This is a genomic window from Streptomyces sp. NPDC005551 (assembly GCF_042871785.1).
Taxonomy (GTDB): Bacteria; Actinomycetota; Actinomycetes; order Streptomycetales; family Streptomycetaceae; genus Streptomyces.
Genome location: NZ_JBIAJE010000006.1, coordinates 111,709 through 138,108 on the forward strand (window position 1 = coordinate 111,709; position 26,400 = coordinate 138,108).

Annotated in this window: 28 protein-coding genes; 16 read left to right on the forward strand and 12 right to left on the reverse strand. The window is 71.9% G+C overall.

Features of this window, described 5'->3' with window-relative positions; translation table 11 throughout:
* Positions 1-127 precede the first annotated feature (127 nt).
* Both ACFYP4_RS18550 and ACFYP4_RS18555 read left to right on the forward strand, forming a co-directional pair.
* A complete protein-coding gene (locus ACFYP4_RS18550; protein WP_388786342.1) occupies positions 128-856 on the forward strand; it encodes a DUF1707 domain-containing protein in 729 nt (242 codons plus the stop codon).
* 207 nt (positions 857-1,063) lie between these two features.
* Entirely contained in the window at positions 1,064-1,441 is a 378-nt protein-coding gene (locus tag ACFYP4_RS18555) for a WhiB family transcriptional regulator (RefSeq protein ID WP_358850291.1), read from the forward strand.
* Between the two features lie 106 nt (positions 1,442-1,547).
* On the opposite strand, the gene glpX is transcribed toward ACFYP4_RS18555, so the two are convergent.
* A complete protein-coding gene (glpX, locus tag ACFYP4_RS18560; protein WP_358850290.1) occupies positions 1,548-2,579 on the reverse strand; it encodes a class II fructose-bisphosphatase in 1,032 nt (343 codons plus the stop codon).
* Between the two features lie 126 nt (positions 2,580-2,705).
* Here glpX and ACFYP4_RS18565 point away from each other — a divergent pair, with 126 nt between their 5' ends.
* The gene (locus tag ACFYP4_RS18565; protein WP_388786345.1) at positions 2,706-3,224 is read left to right on the forward strand and encodes a DUF4245 domain-containing protein; all 519 of its coding nucleotides are present in this window, start codon (positions 2,706-2,708) and stop codon (positions 3,222-3,224) included.
* 68 nt (positions 3,225-3,292) lie between these two features.
* Here ACFYP4_RS18565 and ACFYP4_RS18570 read toward each other — a convergent pair whose 3' ends face one another.
* From ACFYP4_RS18570 to ACFYP4_RS18585, 4 genes are all read right to left on the reverse strand, one after another.
* Complete coding sequence (locus ACFYP4_RS18570; protein ID WP_358850288.1) at positions 3,293-3,883, reverse strand: malonic semialdehyde reductase; 591 nt, start codon at positions 3,881-3,883, stop codon at positions 3,293-3,295.
* 191 nt (positions 3,884-4,074) lie between these two features.
* Positions 4,075-4,308, reverse strand: a complete 234-nt coding sequence (locus ACFYP4_RS18575; protein ID WP_358850287.1) for an exodeoxyribonuclease VII small subunit — start codon at positions 4,306-4,308, stop codon at positions 4,075-4,077.
* A gap of 9 nt (positions 4,309-4,317) precedes the next feature.
* Positions 4,318-5,526 (reverse strand): exodeoxyribonuclease VII large subunit, encoded by a 1,209-nt coding sequence (xseA, locus tag ACFYP4_RS18580; protein WP_358850286.1) that lies wholly within the window; start codon positions 5,524-5,526, stop codon positions 4,318-4,320.
* Between the two features lie 89 nt (positions 5,527-5,615).
* Positions 5,616-7,013, reverse strand: a complete 1,398-nt coding sequence (locus tag ACFYP4_RS18585; RefSeq protein WP_388786348.1) for an APC family permease — start codon at positions 7,011-7,013, stop codon at positions 5,616-5,618.
* A 96-nt stretch (positions 7,014-7,109) separates the two neighbouring features.
* Between ACFYP4_RS18585 and ACFYP4_RS18590 the strand changes: the two genes are divergently transcribed.
* Both ACFYP4_RS18590 and ppgK read left to right on the forward strand, forming a co-directional pair.
* Positions 7,110-8,114 carry a 4-hydroxy-3-methylbut-2-enyl diphosphate reductase gene (locus ACFYP4_RS18590; RefSeq protein ID WP_358850284.1) on the forward strand — a complete coding sequence of 335 codons (1,005 nt, stop codon included), beginning with the start codon at positions 7,110-7,112 and terminating at the stop codon, positions 8,112-8,114.
* Positions 8,115-8,176: 62 nt separating this feature from the next.
* Complete coding sequence (gene ppgK / locus ACFYP4_RS18595; RefSeq protein ID WP_358850283.1) at positions 8,177-8,923, forward strand: polyphosphate--glucose phosphotransferase; 747 nt, start codon at positions 8,177-8,179, stop codon at positions 8,921-8,923.
* 249 nt (positions 8,924-9,172) lie between these two features.
* Here ppgK and ACFYP4_RS18600 read toward each other — a convergent pair whose 3' ends face one another.
* Positions 9,173-9,844 (reverse strand): DUF6542 domain-containing protein, encoded by a 672-nt coding sequence (locus ACFYP4_RS18600; RefSeq protein ID WP_358850282.1) that lies wholly within the window; start codon positions 9,842-9,844, stop codon positions 9,173-9,175.
* A 176-nt stretch (positions 9,845-10,020) separates the two neighbouring features.
* On the opposite strand from ACFYP4_RS18600, the gene ychF reads away from it, so the two are divergent.
* From ychF to ACFYP4_RS18615, 3 genes are all read left to right on the forward strand, one after another.
* Positions 10,021-11,109 carry a redox-regulated ATPase YchF gene (ychF, locus tag ACFYP4_RS18605; protein WP_358850281.1) on the forward strand — a complete coding sequence of 363 codons (1,089 nt, stop codon included), beginning with the start codon at positions 10,021-10,023 and terminating at the stop codon, positions 11,107-11,109.
* A 150-nt stretch (positions 11,110-11,259) separates the two neighbouring features.
* Positions 11,260-11,541: a type II toxin-antitoxin system Phd/YefM family antitoxin gene (locus ACFYP4_RS18610; RefSeq protein WP_388786351.1), complete on the forward strand. Its 282-nt coding sequence runs from the start codon at positions 11,260-11,262 to the stop codon at positions 11,539-11,541.
* Positions 11,538-11,792, forward strand: a complete 255-nt coding sequence (locus ACFYP4_RS18615; protein ID WP_358850279.1) for a Txe/YoeB family addiction module toxin — start codon at positions 11,538-11,540, stop codon at positions 11,790-11,792. Before ACFYP4_RS18610 ends, ACFYP4_RS18615 begins: the two co-directional genes overlap by 4 nt.
* Positions 11,793-12,397: 605 nt before the next feature.
* On the opposite strand, the gene ACFYP4_RS18620 is transcribed toward ACFYP4_RS18615, so the two are convergent.
* From ACFYP4_RS18620 to ACFYP4_RS18630, 3 genes are all read right to left on the reverse strand, one after another.
* Positions 12,398-12,661 carry a type II toxin-antitoxin system RelE/ParE family toxin gene (locus tag ACFYP4_RS18620; protein WP_358850278.1) on the reverse strand — a complete coding sequence of 88 codons (264 nt, stop codon included), beginning with the start codon at positions 12,659-12,661 and terminating at the stop codon, positions 12,398-12,400.
* Positions 12,654-12,923: a type II toxin-antitoxin system Phd/YefM family antitoxin gene (locus ACFYP4_RS18625; protein ID WP_358850277.1), complete on the reverse strand. Its 270-nt coding sequence runs from the start codon at positions 12,921-12,923 to the stop codon at positions 12,654-12,656. Before ACFYP4_RS18625 ends, ACFYP4_RS18620 begins: the two co-directional genes overlap by 8 nt.
* Positions 12,924-13,085: 162 nt before the next feature.
* On the reverse strand, positions 13,086-13,667 hold the full coding sequence (locus tag ACFYP4_RS18630; RefSeq protein ID WP_388786354.1) for a Uma2 family endonuclease: 582 nt from the start codon (positions 13,665-13,667) through the stop codon (positions 13,086-13,088).
* 207 nt (positions 13,668-13,874) lie between these two features.
* On the opposite strand from ACFYP4_RS18630, the gene ACFYP4_RS18635 reads away from it, so the two are divergent.
* A complete protein-coding gene (locus ACFYP4_RS18635) occupies positions 13,875-16,334 on the forward strand; it encodes a DEAD/DEAH box helicase (RefSeq protein ID WP_388786356.1) in 2,460 nt (819 codons plus the stop codon).
* A 22-nt stretch (positions 16,335-16,356) separates the two neighbouring features.
* Here the strand turns inward: ACFYP4_RS18635 and ACFYP4_RS18640 are convergent, their stop codons facing one another.
* A complete protein-coding gene (locus tag ACFYP4_RS18640) occupies positions 16,357-17,358 on the reverse strand; it encodes a superoxide dismutase (protein ID WP_358850274.1) in 1,002 nt (333 codons plus the stop codon).
* 126 nt (positions 17,359-17,484) lie between these two features.
* On the opposite strand from ACFYP4_RS18640, the gene ACFYP4_RS18645 reads away from it, so the two are divergent.
* Positions 17,485-17,925 (forward strand): MarR family transcriptional regulator, encoded by a 441-nt coding sequence (locus ACFYP4_RS18645; RefSeq protein ID WP_358850273.1) that lies wholly within the window; start codon positions 17,485-17,487, stop codon positions 17,923-17,925.
* 214 nt (positions 17,926-18,139) lie between these two features.
* On the opposite strand, the gene ACFYP4_RS18650 is transcribed toward ACFYP4_RS18645, so the two are convergent.
* Positions 18,140-19,252 carry a pyridoxal-phosphate dependent enzyme gene (locus ACFYP4_RS18650; protein ID WP_358850272.1) on the reverse strand — a complete coding sequence of 371 codons (1,113 nt, stop codon included), beginning with the start codon at positions 19,250-19,252 and terminating at the stop codon, positions 18,140-18,142.
* A 215-nt stretch (positions 19,253-19,467) separates the two neighbouring features.
* Between ACFYP4_RS18650 and ACFYP4_RS18655 the strand changes: the two genes are divergently transcribed.
* Positions 19,468-21,030, forward strand: coding sequence for a S8 family serine peptidase (locus ACFYP4_RS18655; RefSeq protein ID WP_358850271.1), 1,563 nt, complete (start codon positions 19,468-19,470; stop codon positions 21,028-21,030).
* Positions 21,031-21,037: 7 nt separating this feature from the next.
* Here ACFYP4_RS18655 and ACFYP4_RS18660 read toward each other — a convergent pair whose 3' ends face one another.
* Complete coding sequence (locus ACFYP4_RS18660) at positions 21,038-22,237, reverse strand: serpin family protein (RefSeq protein WP_388786359.1); 1,200 nt, start codon at positions 22,235-22,237, stop codon at positions 21,038-21,040.
* Positions 22,238-22,327: 90 nt separating this feature from the next.
* On the opposite strand from ACFYP4_RS18660, the gene ACFYP4_RS18665 reads away from it, so the two are divergent.
* The 5 genes from ACFYP4_RS18665 (at position 22,328) to ACFYP4_RS18685 (ending at position 26,138) form a co-directional block, all read left to right on the forward strand.
* The gene (locus ACFYP4_RS18665; protein ID WP_358850269.1) at positions 22,328-23,521 is read left to right on the forward strand and encodes a DUF4190 domain-containing protein; all 1,194 of its coding nucleotides are present in this window, start codon (positions 22,328-22,330) and stop codon (positions 23,519-23,521) included.
* Between the two features lie 147 nt (positions 23,522-23,668).
* Positions 23,669-24,421: a GntR family transcriptional regulator gene (locus ACFYP4_RS18670; protein WP_358850268.1), complete on the forward strand. Its 753-nt coding sequence runs from the start codon at positions 23,669-23,671 to the stop codon at positions 24,419-24,421.
* 361 nt (positions 24,422-24,782) lie between these two features.
* Complete coding sequence (locus ACFYP4_RS18675) at positions 24,783-24,965, forward strand: SPOR domain-containing protein (protein ID WP_358850267.1); 183 nt, start codon at positions 24,783-24,785, stop codon at positions 24,963-24,965.
* A gap of 178 nt (positions 24,966-25,143) precedes the next feature.
* Complete coding sequence (locus ACFYP4_RS18680; protein ID WP_358850266.1) at positions 25,144-25,551, forward strand: (deoxy)nucleoside triphosphate pyrophosphohydrolase; 408 nt, start codon at positions 25,144-25,146, stop codon at positions 25,549-25,551.
* Between the two features lie 179 nt (positions 25,552-25,730).
* On the forward strand, positions 25,731-26,138 hold the full coding sequence (locus ACFYP4_RS18685) for an ATP-binding protein (protein WP_358850265.1): 408 nt from the start codon (positions 25,731-25,733) through the stop codon (positions 26,136-26,138).
* Positions 26,139-26,400: the final 262 nt, after the last annotated feature.

A 26,400-nucleotide genomic window follows, 5' to 3' on the forward strand; every position in this document is an offset into this window, starting at 1 on the left:
GAAGCGGCGGGCTTGTGAGGTAGGGCTCAGTTCGGACGGCCGGACGGGACGGGCGGGCCGCCGGAGTTTTTCCACAGGCCGTCGCAAGGGGTAGTCGCGATCTATCGCGTTTGGGTACGCTGCTGCCGTGGACCTTCACAAGAGCCCCGCCCCGACCGCCGGCGCGCCCGACACCCGGCCCGTGACACCGGCCGAGCTGCGTTGCTCCGATGCCGACCGCGACGGGATCACGGACATCCTGCGCGACGCCCTGGCCGAGGGCCGCCTCACCCCCGACGAGCACGCCGAGCGGGTCGAGGGGGTGCTGAGCGCCAGGACGGTGGGGGAGCTCGACGTGTTCGTGCGGGACCTGCCCGCCGCCCACCGGCGCCGCGCGGCCCCGGCCTGGGCGCCCGCACCGAACCGCCCCACCGAGGGCGCCATCCCCGTCGACGCCGACGAGAACGTGGTGGCGGTCTTCAGCACGGCCGTCCGCAAGGGCCGCTGGCGGGCGGGCCGCCGCATGCACGCGTACGCGATCTTCGGCAGCGTCGAGATCGACCTCAGCGAGGCGGTCTTCGAGTACCAGCAGGTCGTGATCAAGGCCATCTCGGTCTTCGGCAACGTGGAGGTCCGCGTCCCGGAGAACGTGTCGCTGCGCGGCAGCGGCGGCGGTGTCCTCGGCAACTTCGAAGTGGCCACGCTGGACGCGGAGGACCCGGACGCCCCCGTGATCTACGTCGACGGGATGGCCGTCCTCGGCAATGTGGAGGCAAGAGCCAAGCGCGGCAAGGTCGTTGCCGACATCCTCGACCGGGTGGCGGACCGGGTCGCGGGGCGGGTCGACCGCGGTGTGCGCAAGCACCTGGGGCAGTGACGGGCATCGACGCCCGTGAACTCGGGGGCGCCCGGAGTCGATTGCCCCACTGGCGCGGCCGGTCCGCGGCGGAGAAACTCCGCGCTTCGGAACGCAGTGCATAGGCGCGCGTACAGCGGGTAGGCCTTGCTGCATCGTCTCTCGAGGGCGCTGTGGGAAGGTCCGCGGCGCCCGGCACGCTCGCGAAGCCGTCGTCAGGAGTAGACCGTGCTGCAACCGCCGCATCAGTCCCTGCAGGTAGCTGCCGTTCCGGCCCAGCGGACGCCAGTGGGGGACAGGGATCAGGAAGCCCCGTGGCATACGGAGGCCGTCTGCCGGCGTGATGAGGCGGGCCTGTTCTTCGCACCCTCCAAGGAACCGACCGCGGCCCGGCTGTCCCGGGAGGAAGCGGCGAAGCGGGTCTGCGCCCGCTGTCCCGTCATGGTCGAGTGCCGGGAGCACGCGCTGTTGCAACCGGAGCCCTACGGCGTGTGGGGCGGCCTCACCGCCGCCGAGCGCCGCGTGGTGCTCGCCCGGCGCCGCCGCCGGGATCTCGAACTGAAGAAGACCGCCCGCGCCTCGGGGGCGATAGCCGCCGCCGGCTGACCGGCATCGCGCGACGCACGAGGGGCGCCCTCCCCGCACGGAGGGCGCCCCTTACGCGCACGCACCGGGCCGTCGCTCTGACGGGCGCCGGCACCGGCCCGGACTGCTACTTGGCGCGGTCGAAGTCGATCGCGCTGTACGCACGCAGCTTGCTCAGCCGGTGCTCCGAGGTGATCTGGCGGACCGTCCCGGACTTGGAGCGCATCACGATCGACTCGGTCGTGGCGGTCTCCGAGCGGTAGCGCACCCCGCGCAGCAGCTCGCCGTCCGTGATGCCGGTCGCGACGAAGAAGACGTTCTCGCCGGAGACCAGGTCGTCCGTGAGGAGGACGCGGTCGAGGTCGTGGCCCGCGCCGACGGCCCGCTCGCGCTCCTCGTCGTCCTTGGGCCACAGCTTGCCCTGGATGGTGCCGCCGAGGCACTTGACGGCGCAGGCCGAGATGATGCCCTCGGGCGTGCCGCCGATGCCGAGCAGCAGGTCGATGCCGGTGCCCTCGCGCAGCGCCAGGATCGAGCCCGCGACGTCGCCGTCGGAGATCAGCTTGATGCGGGCGCCGGTCTCCCGGATCTCCTTGATGATCCCGTCGTGGCGCGGCCGGTCCAGGATGACGACGGTGACGTCCTCGGGCGTGACCCGCTTGGCCTTGGCGACCCGGCGGATGTTCACGGAGACGGGGGCGTTGATGTCGACGAAGTCGGCGGCCTCGGGGCCGGTGACCAGCTTGTCCATGTAGAAGACGGCGGACGGGTCGAACATGGTGCCGCGGTCGGCGGCGGCCAGCACCGCGATCGCGTTGGTCATGCCCTTGGCGGTCAGCGTGGTCCCGTCGATCGGGTCGACGGCGATGTCGCACTCGGCGCCGGTCCCGTCGCCCACGCGCTCCCCGTTGAAGAGCATCGGGGCCTCGTCCTTCTCCCCCTCGCCGATGACGACGACGCCGTTCATGGAGACGGTGGAGACGAGGGTCCGCATGGCCCGTACGGCGGCGCCGTCGGCGCCGTTCTTGTCACCGCGGCCGACCCAGCGGCCCGCGGCCATCGCGGCTGCTTCGGTGACCCGGACGAGTTCCAGGGCCAGGTTGCGGTCGGGGGCCTCGGACGGGACCTCGAGTTCGGACGGCAAGTGATGCTCGGTCATCGGAGCGCACCTTTCTGATACGACGACGGCCGGATGAGGGTGTGCCCCGACTCTATCGTCAGGCGGACAGAATGAGCAGGGGCCCCCACGGATGAGCAAACCACTGCACCTGCGACGATAGGGGGCGTGGCAGGTATGAAAGGCAAGCAGACGGTCCGGGACATGATCCTGTCCCTGGGCTTCATCGGGCTGGTCGCGGGCTTCATCTACATCTTCATCCCGCACGACGACTCCGAGCCCCCCATCAAGCGCGTCGACTACGCCGTCGAGCTGAGCACGGCCCGCCGCGCCGCGAGCTACCCGGTGGCGGCTCCGGAGGGCCTGGCGGCGGACTGGAAGGCGACGTCCGTGCGTTTCCGGGGCGACAGCTTCGACGCCTGGCACCTGGGCTACCGCGCCCCGGACGGCGAGTACGTGGCGGTGGAGCAGTCCACGCGGAGGCCGGCCGTCTTCATCGCCGACGCCAGTCAGGACGCCCGGGACACCTCGAAGACCCAGCGCATCGGCGACCGGACGTGGCAGCGCTACGAGGGCGCCAAGTACGACGCGCTCGTGCTGAAGGAGAGGGGCGCCACGACGGTGGTGACCGGCACGGCGTCGTTCGGCCGGCTCGCCGAGATGGCCGGGGCCCTGCGGACCTCGTAGCGCCTCCGAGAGCACGAGAAGGGCCCGCGGCGTGCTGCCGGGGGCCCTTCTCGCTGCCGGCGCGGGGATCAGACGGTCGTGATGACCTCGTCCGGCGCCAGGCGCGGGGAGCGGGGGAACCAGGCGTCCTCGCCCGGCTTGCCGATGTTGACGATCATCAGCGGGGTGTGGTCGCCGTCCAGGAACTCCTTCTGGACACCGGCGAAGTCGAAGCCGGTCATCGGGCCCGCGGCGAGCCCGGCGGCGCGGACGCCGATGATGAAGTACGCGGCCTGGAGGGCGGCGTTCAGCGCGGCGGCGCCCTCACGGGCCGGGCGCTCGGAGAAGAACGCGTCCTTGGCCTGCGGGAAGTGCGGGAAGAGCTGCGGCAGCTCCTCGTGGAACTCGTTGTCCGCGGCGAGGATCGCGACCAGCGGGGCGGAGGCCGTCTTCGGCCGGTTGCCCTCGGCCATGAGCGGGACCAGGCGCTCGCGGGCCTCGGCGGAGCGGACCAGGGTGATGCGCAGCGGCGACTGGTTGAAGGCGGTCGGGCCGTACTTGACCAGGTCGTAGATCGCCTGCACCTGCTCGTCGGTCACCGGCTCGTCGGTGAACGTGTTCGCGGTGCGGGCCTCGCGGAACAGCAGGTCCTGGGCGGCGGGGTCAAGGACGAGAGACATGGGGAGAACCTTCTCGAGACGTGCGTCCGATCCGGTGGACCGGCTTGCGAGAACGACAGTACGACCGAGAAGTTCAAAGTTCAACAAAAACGGTGCCGTCGTGATCCGCTTCACATCAGCGAGGTGATGCCGGGGCCACTCTCCTGTGCGGGGGCCGCTCCCTGAGGCCGCTTCCCCAGGCGGTGCCGGGACTACTCCCCGTCCGCCCCGCCCTTTCCGTCGCTCTCCTCCGCGAGGGCGGCGTCCAGGCGCGCCCGCGCCCCGTCCAGCCAGCGCCGGCACACCTTCGCCAGCTCCTCGCCCCGCTCCCAGAGCGCCAGGGACTCCTCCAGGGTCGTGCCGCCCGCCTCCAGGCGCCGGACGACCTCGATCAGTTCGTCCCGCGCCTGCTCGTACCCGAGAGCCTCGTCCACCTTGCTGGTCATGCGTCCACCCTATGCATCGACTCGTACCGTGAATTCACCCTCGGCCACCCGCGCCCGCAGCGGCTCGTCCGCCGTGACCTCGTCCGGCGCGCGGACCACGTGACCGTCTGACTTCTGCAGCACCGCGTATCCCCGCTTGAGGGTGGCGGCGGGGGAGAGGGCCACCACACGCGCGTGCGTGTGGGCCAGCTCGGAGTCCGCGCGGTCGAGCTGGTGCCCGATACAGCGCCGGCCGCGGTCGAGCAGCGAGGCGACCTGGTCCGCCCGCTCGTCGATCATCCGGTGCGGGTCCTCTATCGAGGGCCGGGCCAGCGCGTGCGCGAGGCCGCGCTCCTCGCGGTCGACGAAGGACTGGACGGCCCGCCGCGCCCGGTCGCGCAGGAACCGCACCCGCTCGTACTCCTCGCCGACGTCCGGGACCACCTTCTTCGCGGCGTCGGTCGGGGTGGACGCGCGCAGGTCGGCCACGTAGTCGAGGAGCGGAGTGTCGGGCTCGTGCCCGATCGCGGACACGACCGGCGTACGGCAGGACGCCACGGTCCGTACGAGCTGCTCGTCCGAGAAGGGCAGCAGGTCCTCCACGCTGCCGCCGCCGCGCGCCACGATGATCACGTCCACCTCGTCGCGGGCGTCCAGCTCCTTCACGGCCTGGACGACCTGGGGCACCGCGTGCACCCCCTGCACGGGGACGTTGCGCACCTCGAAACGGACGGCCGGCCAGCGGTGCCGCGCGTTCTCCAGCACGTCCCGCTCGGCCGCCGAGGCCCGCCCGCAGACGAGCCCGATCAGCTGCGGCAGGAACGGCAGGGCCTTCTTGCGTCCGGCCGCGAACAGCCCCTCGGCGGCCAGGGACTTCTTCAGCTGCTCCAGCCGGGCGAGCAGCTCGCCGACGCCCACCGGCCTGATCTCCGCGGCCCGCAGCGACAGCTGGCCCCGCGGCGCGTACCACTCGGGCTTGGCGAGGACGACCACGCGCGCGCCCTCGCTCACCACGTCGGCCACCGAGTCGAACACCTGTCGGTAGCAGGTGACGCCCACCGAGATGTCGTGCGACGGGTCGCGCAGCGTCAGGAAGACGACGCCCGCACCGGGGCGCCGCGACAGCTGGGTGATCTGCCCCTCGACCCACACCGCGCCGAGCCGGTCGATCCACCCCCCGATGAGCCGGGACACCTCACCGACGGGCAGCGGTGCGTCCGCGGACGTGTTCAGAGCCATGCGCCGAGCGTATCGGCCGGTTCCGACAATCCGGCCCGCGCGGGCCCGTGGCCGGGTCCGCCCCCGACGGCGGACGTGTGCGGGCCCCCTCAGCCGCCGGACGGGCTGGACCGGCCGGCGGGGCTGGACCGGCCCCGCTGGACCAGCAGCACCCCCAGCCCGACCGCCAGCCAGACCGCACCCACCACCTGCGCCGTCCGCGACGCCTCCACGATCACCGCCACGGTGATCGCGGCGCCGACAGCCGGCATCAGGACGTGCCGCCACCAGATGACCGGGCCGCTGCCGCGCAGGGCGAACCAGCCCACCACGCTCGCGTGCAGCAGCGTGAAGGCGGTCAGCGCGCCGATGTCGACCACCGACACCAGATGGTCGAGACCGTCGTCGCGCCGCGCCGCCCACACCGCGGCGACCAGCGTGATGACGGCCGCACACAGCAGCGCCGCCCGCGGCACCCCGGCGTCCGTCCTCGACAGCGCCCGCGGCAGCCGCCGGTCCCGGGACATCGCGAACAGCAGCCGCCCGGCCGCCGCCTGCCCGGCGAGCGCCGCGAACGCCGCCCCGATCGCCTTGCTCACGGCAACCAGGTTGTGCAGCCAGGCGCCGACGGAGGAATCCACCGCGTCGTAGAAGGCCGACCCCTGCGCGGCCGGGTCGGCGGCAAGCCCGGCGGACGACACCGGCTCCAGGAGCGCCACCAGATACGTCTGCGCCACGAAGAGCACACCGGCCAGCGCCAGACAGAACAGCACCGCCCTGGCCACCTTGTGCGAACCGCCCGTGACCTCCTCGGCGAAGGAGGCGATCGCGTCGAACCCCAGATACGACAGGACCGCGACCGAGACGGCGCCGATGACCGCCGACAGCGCGAACGCCCCCTGCGAGCCGTCGCCGGACAGCGGGGACAGCCAGCCGCGCTCGGCCCCCTCGCGCGCGAGGACGACGACCGCGGAGACGACGAAGACGAGCAGGACCACGATCTCCATCGCGAGCACCAGGAAACCCACCCGGGCCGCGATCCGGACGCCCCACAGGTTCAGCAGCGTCGTGAGGACGACGGCGAGCGCGGTCCACACCCACCGGGAGACGTCCGGGACCAGCGCGTTCATCGCGATCCCGGAGAACAGGTAGGCGACCGCCGGGATCAGCAGATAGTCCAGCATCGCCATCCACCCGGCGATGAACCCCGCCCCGCTGCCGAGCCCCGCGCGCGCGTAGGCGAACACCGAACCCGCCTGCGGGACCACCCGCACCATCTGGGCGTAGCTGAACGCGGTGAACGCCATCGCGACCGTGGCGACGACGTACACCAGTCCGACCGCGCCGTGCGACCTCGCGTCCAGGGTGCCGAAGATGCCCACGGGCGCCATCGGGGCGATGAACAGCAGCCCGTAGACCACCAGGTCCCGAAAGCCCAGACTGCGCCGCAGCGCGCCTTCCCCACCGGCGTCACCAGCCGCGCCGGCCTTGGTCTGCGTGTCGGACATCCGTGCCTCCCGAGCGTCGCTGCCGGCCCGCCCCTCCCCGTTCGACCCCAGTCTCCCCAAGGAGGCGATCTTCGACCTGCCGAGCGCGGCCTTACGATGGTCTGCATGACCGCTTCGTCTGGCCGCCGTGTCCTGCTCGCCGCCCCCCGTGGCTACTGCGCGGGCGTGGACCGCGCCGTGATCGCCGTCGAGAAAGCCCTGGAGCAGTACGGGGCCCCCATCTACGTCCGGCACGAGATCGTGCACAACAAGTACGTGGTGCAGACCCTGGAGAAGAAGGGCGCCATCTTCGTCGAGCAGACGGCGGAGGTCCCCGAGGGGTCCATCGTGATGTTCTCTGCGCACGGCGTCGCCCCGGCCGTCCACGACGAGGCGGCGCGGGGCAAGCTCGCCACCATCGACGCGACCTGCCCGCTGGTCACCAAGGTCCACAAGGAAGCTGTCCGGTTCGCCGGTGAGGACTTCGACATCCTGCTGATCGGACACGAGGGGCACGAGGAGGTCATCGGCACCTCCGGCGAGGCGCCCGACCACATCACCCTCGTCGACGGCCCCGAGGACGTCGCCAAGGTCGAGGTCCGCGACCCCTCCAAGGTCGTCTGGCTCTCCCAGACCACGCTCTCGGTCGACGAGACCATGGAGACCGTCGACGCGCTGAAGGAGAAGTTCCCGCAGCTCATCTCCCCGCCCAGCGACGACATCTGCTACGCCACGCAGAACCGTCAGCTCGCCGTGAAGCAGATGGGCGCCGAGGCCGAGCTGGTCATCGTGGTCGGCTCCCGCAACTCCTCCAACTCCAAGCGGCTCGTCGAGGTCGCCAAGCTCGCGGGCTCGCGCGAGGCGTACCTGGTGGACTTCGCCGACGAGATCGACGACGCCTGGCTGGACGGCGTCACGACCGTCGGCGTCACCTCGGGTGCCTCCGTCCCCGAGGTGCTGGTCGAGCAGGTCCTGGAGCGGCTCGCCGGCCACGGCTTCGAGGACGTCGAGCTCGTCAAGGCCGCCGAGGAGTCCATCACCTTCTCGCTGCCGAAGGAGCTGCGACGCGACCTGCGCGCGGAGGCGGCGGCCCTGGTCGCGGAGCGCACCGCACGCCCGTGAAGGTTCCCGGTGGATCACGGGGGCGCGGAGTGACTGTCAGTCGTACGACGTAACGTAGAGCCATGCAGATCTTCGGTGTGGACATCGGCGGGTCGGGGATCAAGGGTGCCCCGGTGGACCTCGACAAGGGTGAGCTGACCCAGGAGCGTCACAAGGTGCTGACCCCGCACCCGGCCACGCCCGACGCGGTGGCGGACGGCGTGAAGGAGGTCGTGGACCACTTCGGCTGGACCGGCCCCGTCGGCATCACCTTCCCGGGGGTGGTCACCGGCGGCTCCACGATCCGTACGGCCGCCAATGTGGACAAGCGCTGGATCGACACGGACGCCCGTGCCCTGCTCGGCGACCGGCTGGGCGGCCTCCCGGTGACCGTGCTGAACGACGCGGATGCCGCGGGAGTCGCCGAGATGCGTTTCGGCCAGGGCCGCGACCGCCGGGGCACGGTCATCATGCTCACCTTCGGCACGGGCATCGGCAGCGCCCTGTTCATCGACGGCGCCCTCGTGCCGAACACGGAGCTCGGTCACCTGGAGCTGCACGGCCACGACGCCGAGAAGCGCGCCTCCACCAAGGCCAAGGAGGACCACGACCTCAGCTGGGAGCACTGGGCGTCCCGCGTCCAGAAGTACCTGGCGCACGTCGAGATGCTGTTCTCGCCCGACCTGTTCATCATCGGCGGCGGCGTCAGCCGCAAGGCCCAGAAGTTCCTGCCGCTGATCGAGGGCATCAAGGCGGAGATGCTCCCGGCGGCCCTGCAGAACAACGCGGGCATCGTCGGCGCGGCGATGCGGGCGGCCGAGCACGCGTAGGGCCCCGCCGGGGGGTGCCCTGGGCCCGGGCGGCGCGGTCGGCGCCGCCCGGGCGGCACGTGGGTGCTGTGCCGGCCCACCGAGGCCGCCCGGCCGAGGAGCTGAGATCACTCGATGACCGAGCCGGGGTTCGACGGATGCGGGGACCGCAGGGCGGTCCCCGCGGTCACGCGGTCCTGTCGGTCACGTGGTCCCTGCGGTCATGCGTCATGCGGTCACGTGGTCCCCGCGGTCACGCGGTCCCGTCGGTCACGCGGTCGGGCGGCGGCGGGGCGGGGCCATCGCCGCCCGCGGGGGCCCGGAGCGACGCCGGGCGGCCCGCCGCGTCATGAGGCGTGCCTTGCGCACGGTCGCGATGAGCCCCGCGACCAGCGTCCCGCCGTACAGCCAGCCCGCCTGCGTGGCGAGCGCGGTGACCAGCCCCATCAGATGCCCGCCGAAGCCCCCGCCCCCGTCGGCGACGGGCAGCAGTCCGAAGGCGAACGCGATCGGCACGACGACCGGCGCGGTGACGAGGTCACCCCGCCGCACCCACAGGGCGGTCACCGCGCACACCGGCAGGAACAGCACGCCGTACACCGTCAGGGACGCCCCGAACAGCAACTGGTCGAGACAGGCGAGCGCGAACATCAGCGCGCCGCAGAACAGCCCGCTGCCGAGCCCGGTGAGCCGGGGGTTCGGCATCCGCCGTACCGCCTGCACCACGGGGGACGCGGGGCGGCGGGCGCCCGGGGCACCCCGCTGCACGCCGTTTCCGCCCCGGGCGGCGGCAGCGCCGCGCGGTACGGCGGCGGTACCCCGCCCCGCGGACGGTGCCCGGCCGGGCCGGCCCGCGGCGATGCCGCCCCGCCCCGTCTGCGGGGGCAGGGGCGTGCCGCGTCGGGTTCTGGGCTGCGGGGGGCGCGTCCTGTGTTGCTCCACCGGACCAACTTAGGTCGTTTTATGTGTGGAATGGCTCCTGGGACACGCCGACGGACAGACCTTGGCCATGCGTTCGATACGTCGCCGGTGCGAAGCCCCGCACGCCGTAGACTGGTGGATCGGCCCGCTCACCACGTAGGCCCTGCCGCCCATCCTCACGTACGGGAAGTCGCAACGTGTCGCTCACGATCGGAATCGTCGGTCTGCCCAATGTCGGCAAGTCGACCCTGTTCAACGCCCTGACCAAGAACGACGTGCTGGCGGCCAACTACCCGTTCGCCACGATCGAGCCGAACGTGGGCGTGGTCGGTGTCCCCGACCCCCGTCTGACGAAACTGGCCGAGATCTTCGCCTCGCAGCGCGTCCTGCCGGCGACCGTCGACTTCGTCGACATCGCGGGCATCGTGAAGGGCGCTTCGGAGGGGGAGGGCCTGGGCAACAAGTTCCTCGCGAACATCCGTGAGTCCGACGCGATCTGCCAGGTCATCCGCGCCTTCAAGGACGAGAACGTCGTCCACGTCGACGGCAAGGTCTCGCCCAAGGACGACATCGAGACCATCAACACCGAGCTGATCCTCGCGGACCTCCAGACCATCGAGAAGGTCCTGCCGCGTCTCCAGAAGGAGTCGCGCATCAAGAAGGACGTCGCGCCGAAGGTCAAGGCGGTCGAGGAGGCCAAGGAGATCCTGGAGCGGGGCGACACGCTCTTCTCGGCGGGCATCGTCCAGGGCTCCGGCAACGAGGAACTCCTCCACGACCTGCACCTGCTGACCACCAAGCCCTTCCTCTACGTCTTCAACGTGGACGAGGACGAGCTGGTCGACGAGGACTTCAAGGCCGAGCAGCGCGCCCTGGTCGCCCCCGCCGAGGCGATCTTCCTGAACGCCAAGCTGGAGCAGGACCTCGCCGAGCTCGACGAGGAGGACGCGATGGAGCTCCTCCAGTCCGTCGGCGCGGAGGAGCCGGGCCTCACCACCCTGGCCCGCGTCGGCTTCGCCACCCTCGGCCTGCAGACCTACCTGACGGCCGGCCCGAAGGAATCCCGCGCCTGGACCATCAAGAAGGGCGCCACCGCGCCCGAGGCCGCGGGAGTGATCCACACGGACTTCCAGAAGGGCTTCATCAAGGCGGAGGTCATCTCCTTCCACGACCTCGTCGAGACCGGCTCGGTCGCCGAGGCCCGCGCCAAGGGCAAGGCACGCATGGAGGGCAAGGACTACGTGATGCAGGACGGCGACGTGGTGGAGTTCCGCTTCAACGTCTGAGCGGATGAAGTAACACCACGTCGCTGACGTGGCAAATGCCCAAGGTCAGAAGCAGCCCATCTCTCCGGATGTGGGCCCCTGGACCTTCCCTCCCAGATAGCACCAAGAGTGGTACGTTATGAGGTACCACTTGATGGGAGGGTCGGGGTCATGTCCATAACTGCGAGTGAAGCCCGTAAGGGATTGTTTCCGTTGATCAAGAAGGTCAACGAGAACCATGAGGCCATCGAGATCGTCTCCAAGCACGGCAACGCCGTGCTTGTCTCGGCCGATGACTACGCGGCGCTGCGCGAGGGCTCCTACCTGCTGCGCTCGCCGGCGAACGCCCGGCGGCTGCTCAAGGCGTACGAGAACGCCCTGTCGCACCTCAACGTGTCAGAGCGTGAGTTGATCGATCCCGAGTCGGCGGACGCAGGTGCGGGTGCCGCGTGAGGCTTGTCTTCGAGGATCAGGGCTGGGAGGACTACACGTCCTGGCGCAAGAACGACCGCAAGATGCTCGCCCGGATCAACAAGCTCATCGAGGACGTCAGGCGTAACCCCTTCACCGGTATCGGCAAGCCGGAGCCGCTGAAGTATCACCTGCCTGGGGCGTGGTCGCGACGGATCGACGAAGAGCACCGCCTCGTCTATCTGGTGACGGACAAGGAGCTCGTCATCCTCGCTGCCCGGTATCACTACTGATCGGTGAGTGTCTGGTATGTAGTCGTTTCGTTACTGCATCTGGGTAGTTCGTCGAGCATGCAGGTCAGGAGGGGTCGGGCTTCGGTGAGCCCGACCCCTTCGTCGTCCCCGTGCTGGACAGGTGCTCGAGCATCGGCTAGAAGCCGGAGGCCTCCTCGTCTGGAACGTGCGGAGGTATCCGTCGGGGACGGTGCGGGCGGCGGCGGTGAGTGGGCGGTCCAGGACTTCCCGGTCGCCGGCTTGGGGGAGCCGAAGTGCGGCGAGGAGGTGGCCGCGGACGGTGGGGTGGTCCGGGGTGAAGAGGACGGAGAAGTCGTCCCCAGAGCCGTTCTCCATCAGGGCGGCCTCTGTGCCGGGGCCCCAGGTTGCGTCGAAGGTGTAGCGGCAGAACCGCGGATCGTCCCCGATCGTGGCGTCCAGGACGGCCAGTGCGCGCAGATGGGCGCGGAGTTGAGTGGGGTCGGGGAGGGGGGGCAGCGGTCTAGTGCACAGTGCTCATGGCCCCATGGAAGCAGCCGGCGCTGACAATCTGGCGCGGCCACCCGGACGATGGTGCCGCTACCTCCAGCAGATTCTGACCGATCGCAGCTGTTCCTGGCGCGGGATCAGGTGCCGTAGACGGTGGAGCGATGCCCGACGTGCACGACCCACACCACCAGCTCACCATTGTCGATCGTGTAGACGACGCGATAGTCACCCACACGTAGGCGGCGGCGTTCGGGCTGGGACACGAGTGCGGTGGTGTTGAAGCCGAGTGGGTCGCTTTCCAGCTCGGTCAGCTTGGCCAGGAGGCGGAGCGCCATGTCGCGGGGGATCTTGCGCAACTCTGCCTGAGCCTCGGGTCGGAAGACGGTCCGGTACTCACTCACTGCGCGCCAGCGTCTCCCTCATGATGTCCTCGATCGGGATGCCGGGTACCGGGTTGGCCATGCGCTCGTCGATGATCCGGTTGATCTCGCGCTCTTCCCATTCCTGGTACTTGCGCAGTATCTCGATGGACACCACAGCAGCGACTTCCTTGCCTCGGCGTGTGATCACAGTGGGCACGTCGTCGCGGTCTGCACGCTCCACGACTTCTGCCAGGTGAGCGCGCACGTCGCGGATGGACTCTACGGGCAGTGGCTGCGTCATGCGCCCAAGAGTACCGAGTGTCCTATGTGTACACAACGCGCGCGGCGGGTTGGTGGCGTTCGATCGTTCGTGCTGGATGCGTCAAGTTTGGATGCTGGTCAGAGGGGTCGGACTTGGATAGGTCCGGCCCCCACCGCATTTCCGTACTGACGTGGTGCTGACTCAGCCGCGGCGGGGTGGAGCGAGTTTCTCCAGGTCGAGGTTGATCTCGAAGGGCACGGGACGGTTGAGCGAGCCCCTGAAGATGCCAACGGGTACATAGGTGGCGGTTGGCTCGTCGAGTTCGTAGACGTGGACGATGGGTGCTCCGTCCTCGTCCTCGACGCGCCAGTAGTGCGGGATGCCGGCCTCTGCGTATTTGTGGAGCTTTACCGTGCGGTCCCGGTGTGCGGACTCGGGGGAGACCACCTCGACGGCGAGTCGTACTTCTTCCGGTGCGAACCAGGTGCGGTCACCGTCGAAGTCGGCCGTCGTCACCAGCAGGTCCGGCTCGGGCCGATTGCGCTGATCGAGTTTGATGGTCATCTCCCGTCCGACCCTCACGTCGGCCGGCGCCTGCTCCATGAGAGCCACGGTGAGCATCGTGACGAGATGCCCGTGCCACCACCGCTGCGGGGACATCATGAATACGAGGGCTCCGTCGATCAGCTCGGTGTGGCGCGGTGCTTCCGGGAGGCGGTCCAGGTCCTCCGCGAACCAGCCTTCCGCGCGAGGCGGGCGCATCCAGTCGGGCAGTGCGGTCATGGCTCAACCGTAGCGAGTCAGCGAGGTCCGGGCCACGAGGTCGACGACGGCCGAAACGAGAACCGTCCGCACCCGCCCCCGGCCCCCCGCTGTCGGCACCGCACCCCACCCGCCCCCGGCCCCGATGTCGTCCCCGCTGTCAGTCCCCCGTGGAAGACTGCGCGGATCCGGGCGGGCAGCGCGGGCGGCGAGCACATGAGGGGCGTCATGGCGGGTGGCGGCGGGACGGCGGGCGGGGCATCCGCGGTGCCGGGCGCGAGCGGTACGCGGGAGCGGGCCGGGGGGCCGCGGCCGGAGGAAGCGCCCGTGGGGCGCAGGGCCCGGGACCTGCTCGCGGAGGGCGGGGGGCTGTACGACGCCGCGCGCACCGTCCTCGCCGACCACACCCGCGCACGGGACGCCGTACGGGCGGCGCTGGAGCCCCTCCGGGCCGAACTCGTCGCCGGGGAGCTGGAGTCCATCCCCGTCTCCCGGCTCAAGGACGTCACCGAGGGCCGGCTGCGGCTCGCGGCGATCGAGGCGGCCGGCCTCGGCTCGGTCCGGGCGGTGCACGAGGCGAGCCGCTACGAACTGCGGCAGATCCCCGGAGTCGGCGCCCAGACCGCCGACCAGGCGCTCGCCGCCGCCCGCCAGATCGCCCGCGCGGTCGAGGAGACCGTCTCCGTGCGCATCGACGTGGACCGTCCCGAGCCGCGGACCGCCGCCCTCGTCGTCGCGCTGCGCAGGCTCGTCGACGCCGGCCCGGAGCTGCGGCGCGCCGTGGACGCCGCCGGGCGGCTGGAGGAGCGGCTCGGCGCACTGCTGCCCGCGGCCCGCCCGGCCGCCGGGCGGCTGCGCATGGCGCTCGCCGGACGCCACGGGCGCGAGAGCGCGACCGCGGCGATGACCGAGCTGCGCGAGCTGACGGCCGACGCGAGGGCACGCGGCCTGCGGCTGCTGCTCGCCCAGGCCTCCGCGGACCTGCTGCGCGAACCGGCCTCCGACATCGAGGCGTGGGTCGACTTCGAGCTGCGCTCCGCCGACTACTACAGCCAGCTCGCCGAGGTGTCGGACCAGGCACCCGACGTCGCGGCCGCCGAGGGTTTCCTGCCGTCGGAGGTCGCCGAACGGGTGCACGCGCAGGCGCTCGACGACACCCACCTCCGGGTGTCGCTGCGCGGCTACCAGTCCTTCGGTGCCCGTTTCGCCCTGGCCCAGCGCCGGGTCGTGCTCGGTGACGAGATGGGGCTCGGCAAGACGGTGCAGGCCATCGCCGCGCTGGCCCACCTCGCGACGGAGGGGCACAGCCACTTCCTGGTGGTGTGCCCGGCGAGCGTACTGATCAATTGGACGCGCGAGATCCGGTCCCGCAGCACTCTGCGGGCCCTGCCGGTGCACGGTCCCGACCGGCAGGACGCGTACGCCGAGTGGTGCGAGCGCGGCGGCGTCGCGGTCACCACCTTCGACGTCCTGTACACCCTGCCCCGGCCGGACGCCGCGGCGAAGACCCCGGTCCCGGCCCCCGGCGGACCGCGGCGGGTCCCGGCTCCCGGCAGAGCGCGGCGCACCACGAAACCCGACACGGCACGGGCCACGGCGACCGGTGGCACGCGGCCGGCCACGGCACCCGGGGCGACGCGGGCGGTCGCGGCACCCGGCGCGGTGCGGCAGGTTACGGCCTCCGACGCGGCGCCCGCGGCCCCCGTACCCGGCGCCCGCCCCGGCCTGCTCGTCGTCGACGAGGCGCACTACGTGAAGAATCCGGAAACCCGCCGGGCCAGAGCCGTCGCCGTCTGGACCGCGCACTGCGACCGGGTCCTGTTCCTGACGGGCACGCCGATGGAGAACCGGGTCGGGGAGTTCCGCAGCCTCGTGCGCCACCTCCGTCCCGAGCTGGTGCCCGGGATCCACGGCAGCGACGCGGTCGCGGGCCCGCACGCGTTCCGCAGGTCGGTCGCCCCCGCCTACCTCCGCCGCAACCAGCAGGACGTCCTCACCGAGCTGCCCGCGCTCGTCGAGGTCGACGAGTGGGAGGAGTTCGGCGCGGCGGACAAGGACGCCTACCGCAGGGCGGTCGAGGCCGGGAACTTCATGGCGATGCGCCGGGCCGCGTACGCCGACGCGGAGCAGTCCGCCAAGCTCCAGCGGCTGCGCGAGCTGGTGACGGAGGCGGCGGAGAACGGACTGAAGGTGGTCGTGTTCTCGTACTTCCGGGACGTGCTCGGCACCGTCCACGAGGCCCTCGGCGAGCGCGTGTTCGGCCCGATCTCCGGTTCGGTGCCCGCCGCCCGCCGCCAGCTTCTGGTCGACGCGTTCGCGGCGGCCGACGGGCACGCTGTGCTGCTCTGCCAGATCGAGGCGGGCGGCGTCGGCCTCAACCTCCAGGCGGCGTCCGTGGTGATCCTCTGCGAACCGCAGGTCAAGCCGACCCTGGAGCACCAGGCCGTGGCCCGCGCCCACCGCATGGGCCAGGTCCGCACGGTCCAGGTGCACCGCCTCCTCGCCGCGGACAGCGTGGACGAGCGGCTGCTGGAGATCCTGAAGAACAAGGACCGGTTGTTCGACGCCTACGCGCGCCGCAGCGATGTGGCGGAGGCGACCCCGGACGCGGTCGACGTGTCGGACGGCCGGCTCGCCCGCCGTCTTGTGGAGGAGGAGCAGCAGCGGCTGGCCGCCGCCCGCACCTGACGCGCCGGCGGTCGAGACGGCGTCAGATGCCGTGCACCCGGGCCACCGTGAACGGGGTCCGGGGCGTCCCCGGCCCCATCGGTCCGCCCTTGTCGAACTGCGACCGGACGACGAGCGTGCGCCCGCCGTGCCGCACGAGGGTGGTCGGGATGCAGAGGGCGCTGTCGGTGACCCTGCGTTCCAGGCGGGCCGCGGTGCCGTCGTGCGAGAGCCGCCAGCGGGTGATCGTGTCGGTCGCGTTGTGGGCGGCCCACAGGGTGCCGCGGACCAGTTCCAGTCCGTCGCCGTTCACCAGGTCGCCGCCGGACAGCGTGACGGGACGTATGGCGCCGGTGGCGAGGTCCACGCGGTGGAGGGCGCCCGCGGTCATGTCGACCGTGAGCAGGTAGTGGCCGGTGGCGACGACGCCGTTCAGGGTGAAGGTGCCGGGCGGATGCGGGGCGAGGACACCGCTGAGGTCGTACGCGGTGGTCAGCGCCGACCGGCCGCCGTGCGCGGCCGTTCGGGCCAGCTCGGCCGGCGTCACGCGGTAGATGACCTCGCGCACGCTGTCCGTCAGGTACGCGCTGCCGTCCGGCGTGATCGCCAGGTCGTTGACGAAGCGGGGGGCGTCGCCGGGCACGTCGAAGCGGGCCAGCAGGGCGCGGGTGCGCAGGTCGTAGACGTCCACGCCGGACGTCGAGTCGGTCACCCAGAGGCGTCCCGCGCGGTCGGCCTTCAGCCCGTTGGCGGTGGTGCGGCCGTCCGTGCCTCCGGGCAGGAAGACCTCGGCGCTACGGCGGCCGGGTGTCGCCCGGTAGACGGCTCCCGTGGCGTACGAGCCCACGTAGAGGTCACCCGTCCGCGGGTCCGCGGCGATGCCCTCGGGGTACACGCGGTCGCCCGGAAGCTCGAACGCGGTGGTGACGCGGGCCGGGGCGGTGCGGGTCGCGGCGCCGGCCGCGGGCGGTGCGGTGACCGCGGTCGCCGCGACGGTCAGGGCGGCGGCGGTCAGGAAGGTGCGGCGCTGGATCGGACGGGACACGACGGTGCCTCTCGGTCGGCGTCTGAAGCAATGGACGGGTACGAAGTTAAGTTAGAGCTCTAATGATCGTCAAGGTGTTTATGTTCGCAAGAAGGCTCGGTAGCGGGTGGTCGATACGATGCGGACATGACGTCCATGCCCGCGGCCGAGCGGCTCGGCTCCCACATCAAGCGGGCCGAGCAGGCTCTCAACGCGACCAAGACCGCCGTCCTCAAGCCGGCCGGCCTGACCGTCGCGCAGTACGCGGCCCTGCTCCACCTCGGCGCGAACGCCGGCATCTCGGCCGCCGCGCTGGCCCGCCTGTGTGGGGTCACCCCGCCCACGATGAACACGGTCCTGAAGAACCTCCAGGACCGCGGCCTCATCGAGCGCACGCCGCACGAGTGGCACCGCAACGTGCTGGAGACGCGGCTCACCGACGAGGGCCGGGCCGTCCTGGCCGACGCGGACGCGCGGGCGGTGCGGGTCGAGCGGGCGCTGGCCGCGGAGTTCACGGACGAGGAGCGCACGGCACTCGTCGCCCTGCTGGGCCGCTGCGTCGGCCTCCTCGAAGACGAACGGCCCTGAGAACCCCGGCCGGGGTGACGCCGGAGTCCTCGGGGCCCACGCACGGCGGCCGACGCGACCCACGTACGGCACGGACGTACGTACGGCGCGGACGCGCCGCCGCGTACCCCGCGCCGGGCGGCGCAGCGCGCTGAGGTGCTCGCCCCCCGGCGCCGCACGGGCTGAGAACCTCCGCCCGCCCTCCCGCCAGCCGCTACCTCCGCCCGCCCTCCCGTCAGCCGCTACCCCCGGCCAACCCCGTCTTCGCCCCCGCCCCGCACAACGGCACCACCGCCGTGCGCCCCCCGAGCTGCTCCTCCCGTACGGCCGCCCAGCACGCGACCCCCGTCGACTCGACGTACAGTCCCCGCGACGCCAGGTCCGTCTGCGCGTGCCGGATCTGGTCCTCCGTCACCGTGAGGAACGTGCCGCCCGACTCCCGTACCGCCCGCAGGATCTGGCGGGCGCGCGGCGGCCTGGGGATCGCGATGCCCTCCGCGAAGGTGGGCGCCGCGGCCGTGACGCCGACCAGGTCGTCGGCGCCCTCGGCCCAGGCGCGGGCCAGCGGAGCCACCGCGGCCGCCTGGACCGCGTACAGGGCGGGCCGCCGGTCGATGAACCCGGCGGCGTGCAGCTCCGCGACGGCGAGGGCCGCGCCGAGGAGCAGCGTGCCGTTGCCGACGGGGACGACGAGGATGTCCGGGAGTCGCCCGTCGAGGGCCTCCCACAGCTCGTGGACGTAGGTCTTCGTGCCGTGCAGGAAGTACGGGTTGAAGACGTGGGAGGCGTAGAACGTCTCCGGGTCGTCCGCCGCCTCCCGCACGGCGGCCGCCGTGTCCTCGCGGTCGCCGTCCACCACGTGCAGCCGCGCCCCGTGCGCCTCGATCTGCTCCAGTTTCTTCGGCGAGGTGCCCGCGGGGACGTACACCGTGCACGGCAGCGCGGCCCGTGCGCAGTACGCGGCGATCGCCGTGCCCGCGTTGCCGCTGCTGTCGGCGACCACCCGGTGGGGCCGCAGCCGCAGTGCGAGCTCGGCCAGCAGCACCGCGCCGCGGTCCTTGAAGGACAGCGTCGGCATCAGGAAGTCGAGCTTCGCCGAGATGCCGTCGCGCAGCGGCACCAGGGGGGTGCGGCCCTCGCCGAGGCTGACCGTGGGGGCGGCGAGCGGCAGGCACTCCGCGTACCGCCAGAGCGAGTTGACGCGCCCGGACAGGGATTTGAGCGAGGCGGGCGTCGGGGAGAAGTCCAGGTCCAGCGGACCGCCGCAGGCCGGGCAGCGCCAGGCGAGCGAGCCGGCGGGGACGCGGGTGCCGTCCGTGGGGCAGAAACAATCCGGCAAGGGTGTCATGACCGCAGGTTAGATCGGCCTATTGGTGACGGTCTGTCATGACAGGCATATGGCACTCGCGTTACGGCCGTGCAGGACCCTTGTGCAATTCCTGTGGAAGCCTCAATCTTTCGGCTGACGCCAGGGAAAAGCCGCACCAGGTTGTCATGCCCCTGCCGTTTCGGTTTCGTGCACCATCCCCCCCAGCGCACCACCGATCGAGGAGGATCCCTCAGATGGCAGTGATGCGTCACACCCGCCGAAGACTGGCCGGCGCGGCAGCCGCGGCCCTCGTACTCGGCATCGTCTCGGCACTCCCCGCGAACGCGGCCCCCGCCCGCGAGGGCCGCATCCAGTACGCCGGCGACGCCGACGCGGTCGCGAACAGCTACATCGTGACCCTGGACCCGCAGGCCGCGAAGTCGTCCTCGGCCCGGGGCAAGGCCCTCGCCAAGACCTACGGCGCCGAGATCGAGCGCACGTACACCAAGGCCCTGAACGGCTACGCGGTCGAGGCGACCCCCACCGAGGCGAAACGGTTCGCCGCGGACCCGGCCGTCGCCTCCGTGGTCCAGAACCGCACCTTCCACATCAACGCGACCCAGACGAACCCGCCCTCCTGGGGACTGGACCGCATCGACCAGAAGGCCCTGCCGCTCGACAGCAAGTACACCTACCCGGACAGCGCCGGGCAGGGGGTGACCGCCTACATCGTCGACACCGGCGTACGCATCACGCACAGCGACTTCGGCGGCCGTGCCTCGTACGGCTACGACGCCGTCGACAACGACAACACCGCGCAGGACGGCAACGGCCACGGTACGCACGTCGCCGGCACGGTGGCCGGCACCGCGTACGGCGTCGCCAAGAAGGCGAAGATCGTCGGCGTCCGGGTGCTCAACAACGCGGGATCCGGCACGACCGCGCAGGTCGTCGCGGGCATCGACTGGGTGGCCCGGAACCACAGCGGCCCCTCGGTCGCCAACATGTCGCTCGGCGGCGGCGCGGACAGCGCGCTCGACACGGCCGTGCGCAACGCCATCGCCTCCGGCGTCACCTTCGCCGTGGCCGCGGGCAACGACGGCGCGAACGCCTCCAACTACTCGCCCGCGCGGGTCGCCGAGGCCATCACCGTCGGCTCGACCACGTCCTCCGACGCCCGCTCCAGCTTCTCCAACTACGGTTCCGCGCTGGACATCTTCGCCCCCGGCTCCTCGATCACCTCGTCGTGGAACACCAGCGACACGGCGACCAACACCATCTCCGGTACGTCGATGGCGACCCCGCACGTGACGGGCGCGGCGGCGCTGTACCTCGCCGACCACCCCGGCTCCACGCCCGCTCAGGTCGCCTCGGGCCTGGTCGCCGCCGCCTCGACGGGCGTCGTCACCAACCCGGGCACCGGCTCGCCCAACCGCCTCCTGAACGTCGGCGGCGGCACGACGACCCCGCCCGGCGCGCGCTTCGAGAACACCGGTGACTACGCGATCGCCGACAACGCCACGGCCGAGTCGCCGGTGACCGTCAGCGGAGTCCTGGGCAACGCGCCCTCCGCGCTGTCGGTCGAGGTCCACATCGTGCACACCTACATCGGCGACCTCCAGGTCCAGCTGATCGCCCCCGACGGCTCGGCGTACACGCTCAAGGCGTACGGGACCGGTGGCAGCGCGGACAACATCGACACCACGTACTCGGTGAACGCCTCCTCGGAGGTGGCCAACGGCACGTGGAAGCTGCGCGTGAGCGACAACGCGTCGGCGGACACCGGGAAGATCGACGCCTGGGCCCTCCAGTTCTGACGCGTCTTCAGTGAGATGCCTCGTCCTCGCGGCAGGGCTCCGGGTCGTCGACCCAGCCCGCCGCGAGGACGAGGCGCGTACGGCGGTGCACCGCCAGGAATCCGAAGGGGCGGTCGAACGTGGCGCCGACGCTCGTCGTGACGTGCCTCAGCCGGGACGGCGCCGAGCCGGCCGCCGCCGCGACGGCGGTCACCGCCGCGGCGCGGAAACCGAGGGCGCCGAACGTCGCCGTGGCGGCCTGGCGGGCCGAGCCCACACACAGCGGCCGGCCGCTGATCCCGGGGAAGTGCCCGTAGCGGTCGTCCCGCGCCGTGGTGAGGCCGAACAACTCGTGCCGGCACAGCAGGTCGTGCTCGGCGGACAGCGTGAACGGCACGGTCGTGACCTCCAGGGACGGCGGCCGGGGCGCCGCGCAGCGCTCGCGTTCCACCCGCAGGCCGGGGCCCGCCTCGCCGTACGGCAGCCCGGGTCCGGGCACGACGGGCCGCTCGCCGGCGAGGACACGCACGCCCTCGCCCAGCACCTGGCCGGGGCTCATCCGCTCCTCACCGAGCAGGAGGTGGACGTCGAGGCCGGTCGTGCCGAGGACCTTCACCTCGGTCAGCGCGCCGTGCGGTGTGTCCGCGACCCCGGCCCGGTCCAGCAGGGCGGACGTGCGCCACAGCCCCTCCAGCACGCGGTCCCGCCACGGCCCGGACTCCGGGCACAGGGGAGACTCCGAGAAGGGCCGGAACCAGTCGGTGCGCAGGGTCAGCGCGCCGGCGAGCACCATCTCGGTGCGGTCGGTGAGGGCGACGGGCATGCGCCGGATCCGGCCGCCGGTCCGTTTCGCCGCCCAGGCGTCCAGGGACTCCCGGTCGGTGTCCTCGACGCCGGTGAGCACCCCGTGCGTCCCCGCCGGCAGCCCGGCCTCCCACGCCTCCCGCAGCTCCAGCGTGCGCAGGGTCCACACTCCGAGCGCCGATTCGAGGCCCCGCATGTCCGCGAGCGCGCCCAGCAACTCCCGCGCCCGGGCAGCGGATTCCTCCGCCGGCAGGCCGACCGCCTCCGTCAGCTCGGCCCGCGCCGCGCCGCCGGCCCCGTCCGCGAGGAGCCCCAGCAGGGGCCACACCCCGGCCGCGGAGAACACCGTCGCGCCGGACACGGTCTCCGCCCACCTCGCGGTGAGGCCGTTCACCGCCCGGATCGTCGCGTTCGTGACGCGCATACCGCCCCCGTCCGTGCCCCGCTTACCATTCGCCCAGCCGTACGACTGGCGCTCGGCCGTCCGTACACCCGCACGAGGAGCAAGGTACTAGTGGCCATACCCCCGCCGCCCGGGTCCGAGCGGTCCCAAGGCCCGTACCCGCCGCAGTACCCGCAGGCTCCGTACCCGCAGACTCCGTACCCCCAGCGGCCCTACCAGGCCTGGGGTCAGGGCTATTCCCCGTACAACCGCCCGGCGCCCGTGAACGGCCTGGCGATCGTCGCCCTCGTGCTCGGCGTCCTGTGCTTCCTGCCCGCCATGGGACTGGTCCTCGGGATCGTCGCGCTGCGGCAGATCAAGCGGCGCGGCGAGCGGGGCACGGGCCTGGCGGTGGGCGGGATCGTCATGTCGTCGATCGGTCTCGTACTGCTCGTGCTCACCGTCGCGACAGGCGGTGCCGACGACTTCTGGAAGGGCTTCCGGGAAGCGGCGGCCGAGGGGTCCGAGGTCACCTTCTCCGTCGGCAAGGGGGAGTGCTTCAACGCGCCGGGCGGTTCCCTCGAAGGCTACGCGTACGACGTCGACCGGGTGCCGTGCGAGGGCGAGCACGACGCCGAGGTGTTCGCCGACTTCACCATGCCGCCGGGCGGTTACCCCGGCGAGGACGAGATCACCGACACCGCCGACACGAAGTGCTACGCGCTCCAGGACCAGTACGCCATGGACTACTGGGCCGTCCCCGACGACGTCGACGTCTACTACTTCACCCCGACCCGGCAGAGCTGGAACCTGGGCGACCGCGAGATCACCTGCATGTTCGGGAACACGGACGGGAAGGGCGGCCTGACCGGCTCGCTCCGCAGCGACGGCACCACGCTCGACGCGGACCAGCTGGCCTACCTCGAGGCAGCGCGCGTCCTCGACACGGCGATGGACTCGGCACCCGAGGCGAAGTACGTCGAGGACGACCTGCCCGGTCACCGGAAGTGGGCGACCCGGATGTCGGGCGCGCTCGCCGAGCAGGCGGACCTGCTGCGCGGCCACACCTTCGCCCCCGGGGCGGAGAAGGCCGTGGCCGCCCTCGTCGAGGACCTCGAAGCGGCGGGCAAGCAGTGGTCCGAGGCGGCCGGGGCGGCGGACGCGGAGGCCTTCTACCCGCCCTACGAGAAGGGTTCGAAGCTCATCGACCCCCACCGGACGGTCACGGCACGCGAGGCTCTGGGCCTCGACACCACCCCGCCCGCCCACGAGGAGGAGGACGGTGGTGAGGGCGACGGGGGAGCCGGTGCCGGACTGGAGGTGTGACGACCCCTATAGCGGGGAGAAAGTGCCTGCGTAAAGCCCTTACCGGCCCCATGTCATCACATCGAGTGATTCTCTGGCCTTTGCTTGCACGGGAGAACCCAGGGTTGCCAGGCTGTTGCTGTCTGTACAACCTGATGGGAGCGGCCAGTGACATTCGGTGAGCAGCCGGCGTACCTGCGCGTCGCGGGTGATCTCCGCAAGAAGATCGTCGACGGTTCACTTCCCCCGCACACCCGTCTCCCCTCCCAGGCCCGGATCCGCGAGGAGTACGGAGTCTCGGACACCGTCGCCCTGGAGGCGCGCAAGGTGCTGATGGCCGAGGGCCTGGTCGAGGGCCGCTCCGGGTCCGGCACGTACGTCCGGGAGCGCCCCGTCCCGCGCCGCGTCGCCCGCTCCGGCTACCGCCCGGACAGCGGCGCGACCCCTTTCCGCCAGGAGCAGGCGGAGGTCTCCGCGCGCGGCACGTGGGAATCGCGCAGCGAGCAGGCCGAGGCGGGCGGCGCGATCGCCGAGCGCCTCGGCATCAAGCCCGGCGACCGCGTGATGTGCACGAAGTACGTCTTCCGGGACGCCGGCGAGGCGATGATGCTCTCCACCTCGTGGGAGCCGCTCGCCGTCACGGGCCGCACCCCGGTCATGCTCCCGGAGGAGGGCCCGCTCGGCGGCATGGGCGTCGTCGAGCGCATGGCCGCCATCGACGTGATCGTGGACAACGTCACGGAGGAGGTCGGGGCGCGCCCCGGTCTCGCCGAGGAGCTGTTCACGCTGGGCGGTGTCCCCGGCCACGTCGTCCTGGTGGTCCAGCGGACCTACTACGCGTCGGGGCGGCCGGTGGAGACGGCCGACGTCGTGGTGCCGGCGGACCGCTATCGCGTGGCGTATCACCTGCCGGTCAGGTAGCCGGTCCGCTGGGGCCGTTGGGGGGCTCGCGGTGTCGCGCGCGAGTGTCGTGCGCGAGCCGGAGGCCGCCAAGCGGCCTGTGGGTCCGCGCGGTTGGAAACTGGCCGTTCTCCGGCGTCGCCCCGGCCCGTCCTCCCTCCTGCTCGGGTGCTGCTCTTGTGCGGCTCGACAGGTGTCCGGCCGGCGGCCGACGGCGCGGACGACGGCGTGCGCCCCCTGTGCCTTGGCCGGTTGCGTACCTCTTTGTGAAAACCCGTATTCGCTGCGTGAAGGTTGGGCGTAGGCTCGGGCATATGCGGATTGCGGTTTCCTTACCGAGCGGGGTGCGGAGCAGGCCAGGGGCGGCAAGTGGAGGCGGGCGATGAACGACGGCACGATCACTCTCCCCTGGCTCGTCATACGGCAGGACGACAACGGCAATCGCTACCGCGTCGGCCGGTACGCGACCCGCGCCGAGGCCCAGAAGATCGCCGACAGCCTCGACGCCCGCGGCCACCGGCAGCTCTACTGGGTCGAGCGCATCGGACCGAACGGCACCGGGTGATCCGCGGGCCGGGCGCCCGGAGCCGCCCCCTGCCCCTCGTACCGCTCCCGTAGGCCCCGCCGCCCCGGAGTCCCGCACGGCTCCCGTGACCAGGGGAGCCCTGGAGCCCGGGTGCCGCACCCGTTCCCCGCAGGCTCCGCCTTCCGGCGTCCCGCGCCGCTCCCGTAGGCTCCGGCGCATGACCGAACGGACCGTGGTGGTCGCCGCCGCCCTGCTGAGCGGCGGGCGTCTGCTCGCCGCGCGCCGCAGCGCCCCTCCCGAACTGGCCGGCCGCTGGGAACTGCCCGGCGGGAAGGTCGAGCCGGACGAGGCCCCCGAAGCCGCCCTCGTCCGCGAGCTGCGCGAGGAACTCGGCATCGAGGCGGAGCCCGTCGACCGCGTCCCGGGGGAGTGGCCACTGAAACCCGGGTACGTCCTGCGCGTGTGGACCGCGCGCCTGCTCCCCCGCTCGGCCGCGCCGCAGCCGCTCCAGGACCACGACGAGCTGCGCTGGCTGACGCCGGACGAGATCGGGGACGTGGACTGGCTCGATCAGGACGTCCCCGCCGTACGGGCCACCCTGCCCCGGTGGGCCCCCGGCGCCTGACCGGCCCCCGGCATCCGGCCGGCCCCGGCACCGGGGCGCACACCACCCCCGGGCCCGGCGCCTGCGTACGCCGTTCGTGCCACAGTGCACCGACAAAGGCGGTAAGGCGGCCCGGATATAGGGTATGTGCCCATTAACCCCACGAAAGCGGACATGGGTGAGCTTCTTCTGGCCGGGAAGTGATCGGCGTGCTCCACACCGACGGCGAATGCGCCGAGTGGACCTTTCCCGCGGAACCGGGCGCCGTACGCAGCGCTCGCGCACTTGTCCGCGGCCAGCTGCGCACCTGGGAGCTCGACGCCCTCGGTGACATCACCGCCCTGCTGGTCAGCGAGCTGGTCACCAATTCCCTGCGGCACGCCACCGGACCCATCGGCGTCCGGCTGCTGCGGCCCACCGGGTTGCCGGACGCCCTGCTCGTCGAGGTCTCCGACCCGCTGCCCGACCTGCCCTGCGAACGGACCGCCCGGCCGGACGACGAGGGAGGCCGCGGCCTCCAGCTCGTCGCAGGCTCCTCGCTCCGCTGGGGCATGCGGCCCGGGGACGTCGGCAAGACCGTCTGGTTCGAACTGGCGGTCCCCGGATGACGGCGCGCGACAGGCGCGAGGGCGCACTGCGGGCGCATGGGGCGCCGGTGCGCGGGCACCCGGCCGGAGTGCGCCGGCCTTGGGACGCCGATGCGCGGCGGGATCGACAGGATCCGGCCAGGGGTGCGGCCCGGAGACTTTGGTTCGACTGGGCCTCACCTGGTTAGAAGACTGGAAGTATGAGGCGGCCGGTCCGAAAATCATCGGGACCGTGCTGTGATCGTGAACACCGTGTTGTGCGGGGCCGTAGTGCTGGATACTG

Excerpts from the sequence above, each read along its gene's own strand:
- glpX (WP_358850290.1), bottom strand. The coding sequence starts at position 2,579 with ATGACCGAGCATCACTTGCCGTCCGAACTCGAGGTCCCGTCCGAGGCC.
- ACFYP4_RS18570 (WP_358850288.1), bottom strand. The coding sequence starts at position 3,883 with ATGTCTCTCGTCCTTGACCCCGCCGCCCAGGACCTGCTGTTCCGCGAG.
- ACFYP4_RS18575 (WP_358850287.1), bottom strand. The coding sequence starts at position 4,308 with ATGACCAGCAAGGTGGACGAGGCTCTCGGGTACGAGCAGGCGCGGGAC.
- xseA (WP_358850286.1), bottom strand. The coding sequence starts at position 5,526 with ATGGCTCTGAACACGTCCGCGGACGCACCGCTGCCCGTCGGTGAGGTG.
- ACFYP4_RS18585 (WP_388786348.1), bottom strand. The coding sequence starts at position 7,013 with ATGTCCGACACGCAGACCAAGGCCGGCGCGGCTGGTGACGCCGGTGGG.
- ACFYP4_RS18590 (WP_358850284.1), top strand. The coding sequence starts at position 7,110 with ATGGTCTGCATGACCGCTTCGTCTGGCCGCCGTGTCCTGCTCGCCGCC.
- ppgK (WP_358850283.1), top strand. The coding sequence starts at position 8,177 with ATGCAGATCTTCGGTGTGGACATCGGCGGGTCGGGGATCAAGGGTGCC.
- ACFYP4_RS18610 (WP_388786351.1), top strand. The coding sequence starts at position 11,260 with ATGTCCATAACTGCGAGTGAAGCCCGTAAGGGATTGTTTCCGTTGATC.
- ACFYP4_RS18625 (WP_358850277.1), bottom strand. The coding sequence starts at position 12,923 with ATGACGCAGCCACTGCCCGTAGAGTCCATCCGCGACGTGCGCGCTCAC.
- ACFYP4_RS18630 (WP_388786354.1), bottom strand. The coding sequence starts at position 13,667 with ATGACCGCACTGCCCGACTGGATGCGCCCGCCTCGCGCGGAAGGCTGG.
- ACFYP4_RS18635 (WP_388786356.1), top strand. The coding sequence starts at position 13,875 with ATGGCGGGTGGCGGCGGGACGGCGGGCGGGGCATCCGCGGTGCCGGGC.
- ACFYP4_RS18645 (WP_358850273.1), top strand. The coding sequence starts at position 17,485 with ATGACGTCCATGCCCGCGGCCGAGCGGCTCGGCTCCCACATCAAGCGG.
- ACFYP4_RS18650 (WP_358850272.1), bottom strand. The coding sequence starts at position 19,252 with ATGACACCCTTGCCGGATTGTTTCTGCCCCACGGACGGCACCCGCGTC.
- ACFYP4_RS18655 (WP_358850271.1), top strand. The coding sequence starts at position 19,468 with ATGGCAGTGATGCGTCACACCCGCCGAAGACTGGCCGGCGCGGCAGCC.
- ACFYP4_RS18660 (WP_388786359.1), bottom strand. The coding sequence starts at position 22,237 with ATGCGCGTCACGAACGCGACGATCCGGGCGGTGAACGGCCTCACCGCG.
- ACFYP4_RS18675 (WP_358850267.1), top strand. The coding sequence starts at position 24,783 with ATGAACGACGGCACGATCACTCTCCCCTGGCTCGTCATACGGCAGGAC.
- ACFYP4_RS18680 (WP_358850266.1), top strand. The coding sequence starts at position 25,144 with ATGACCGAACGGACCGTGGTGGTCGCCGCCGCCCTGCTGAGCGGCGGG.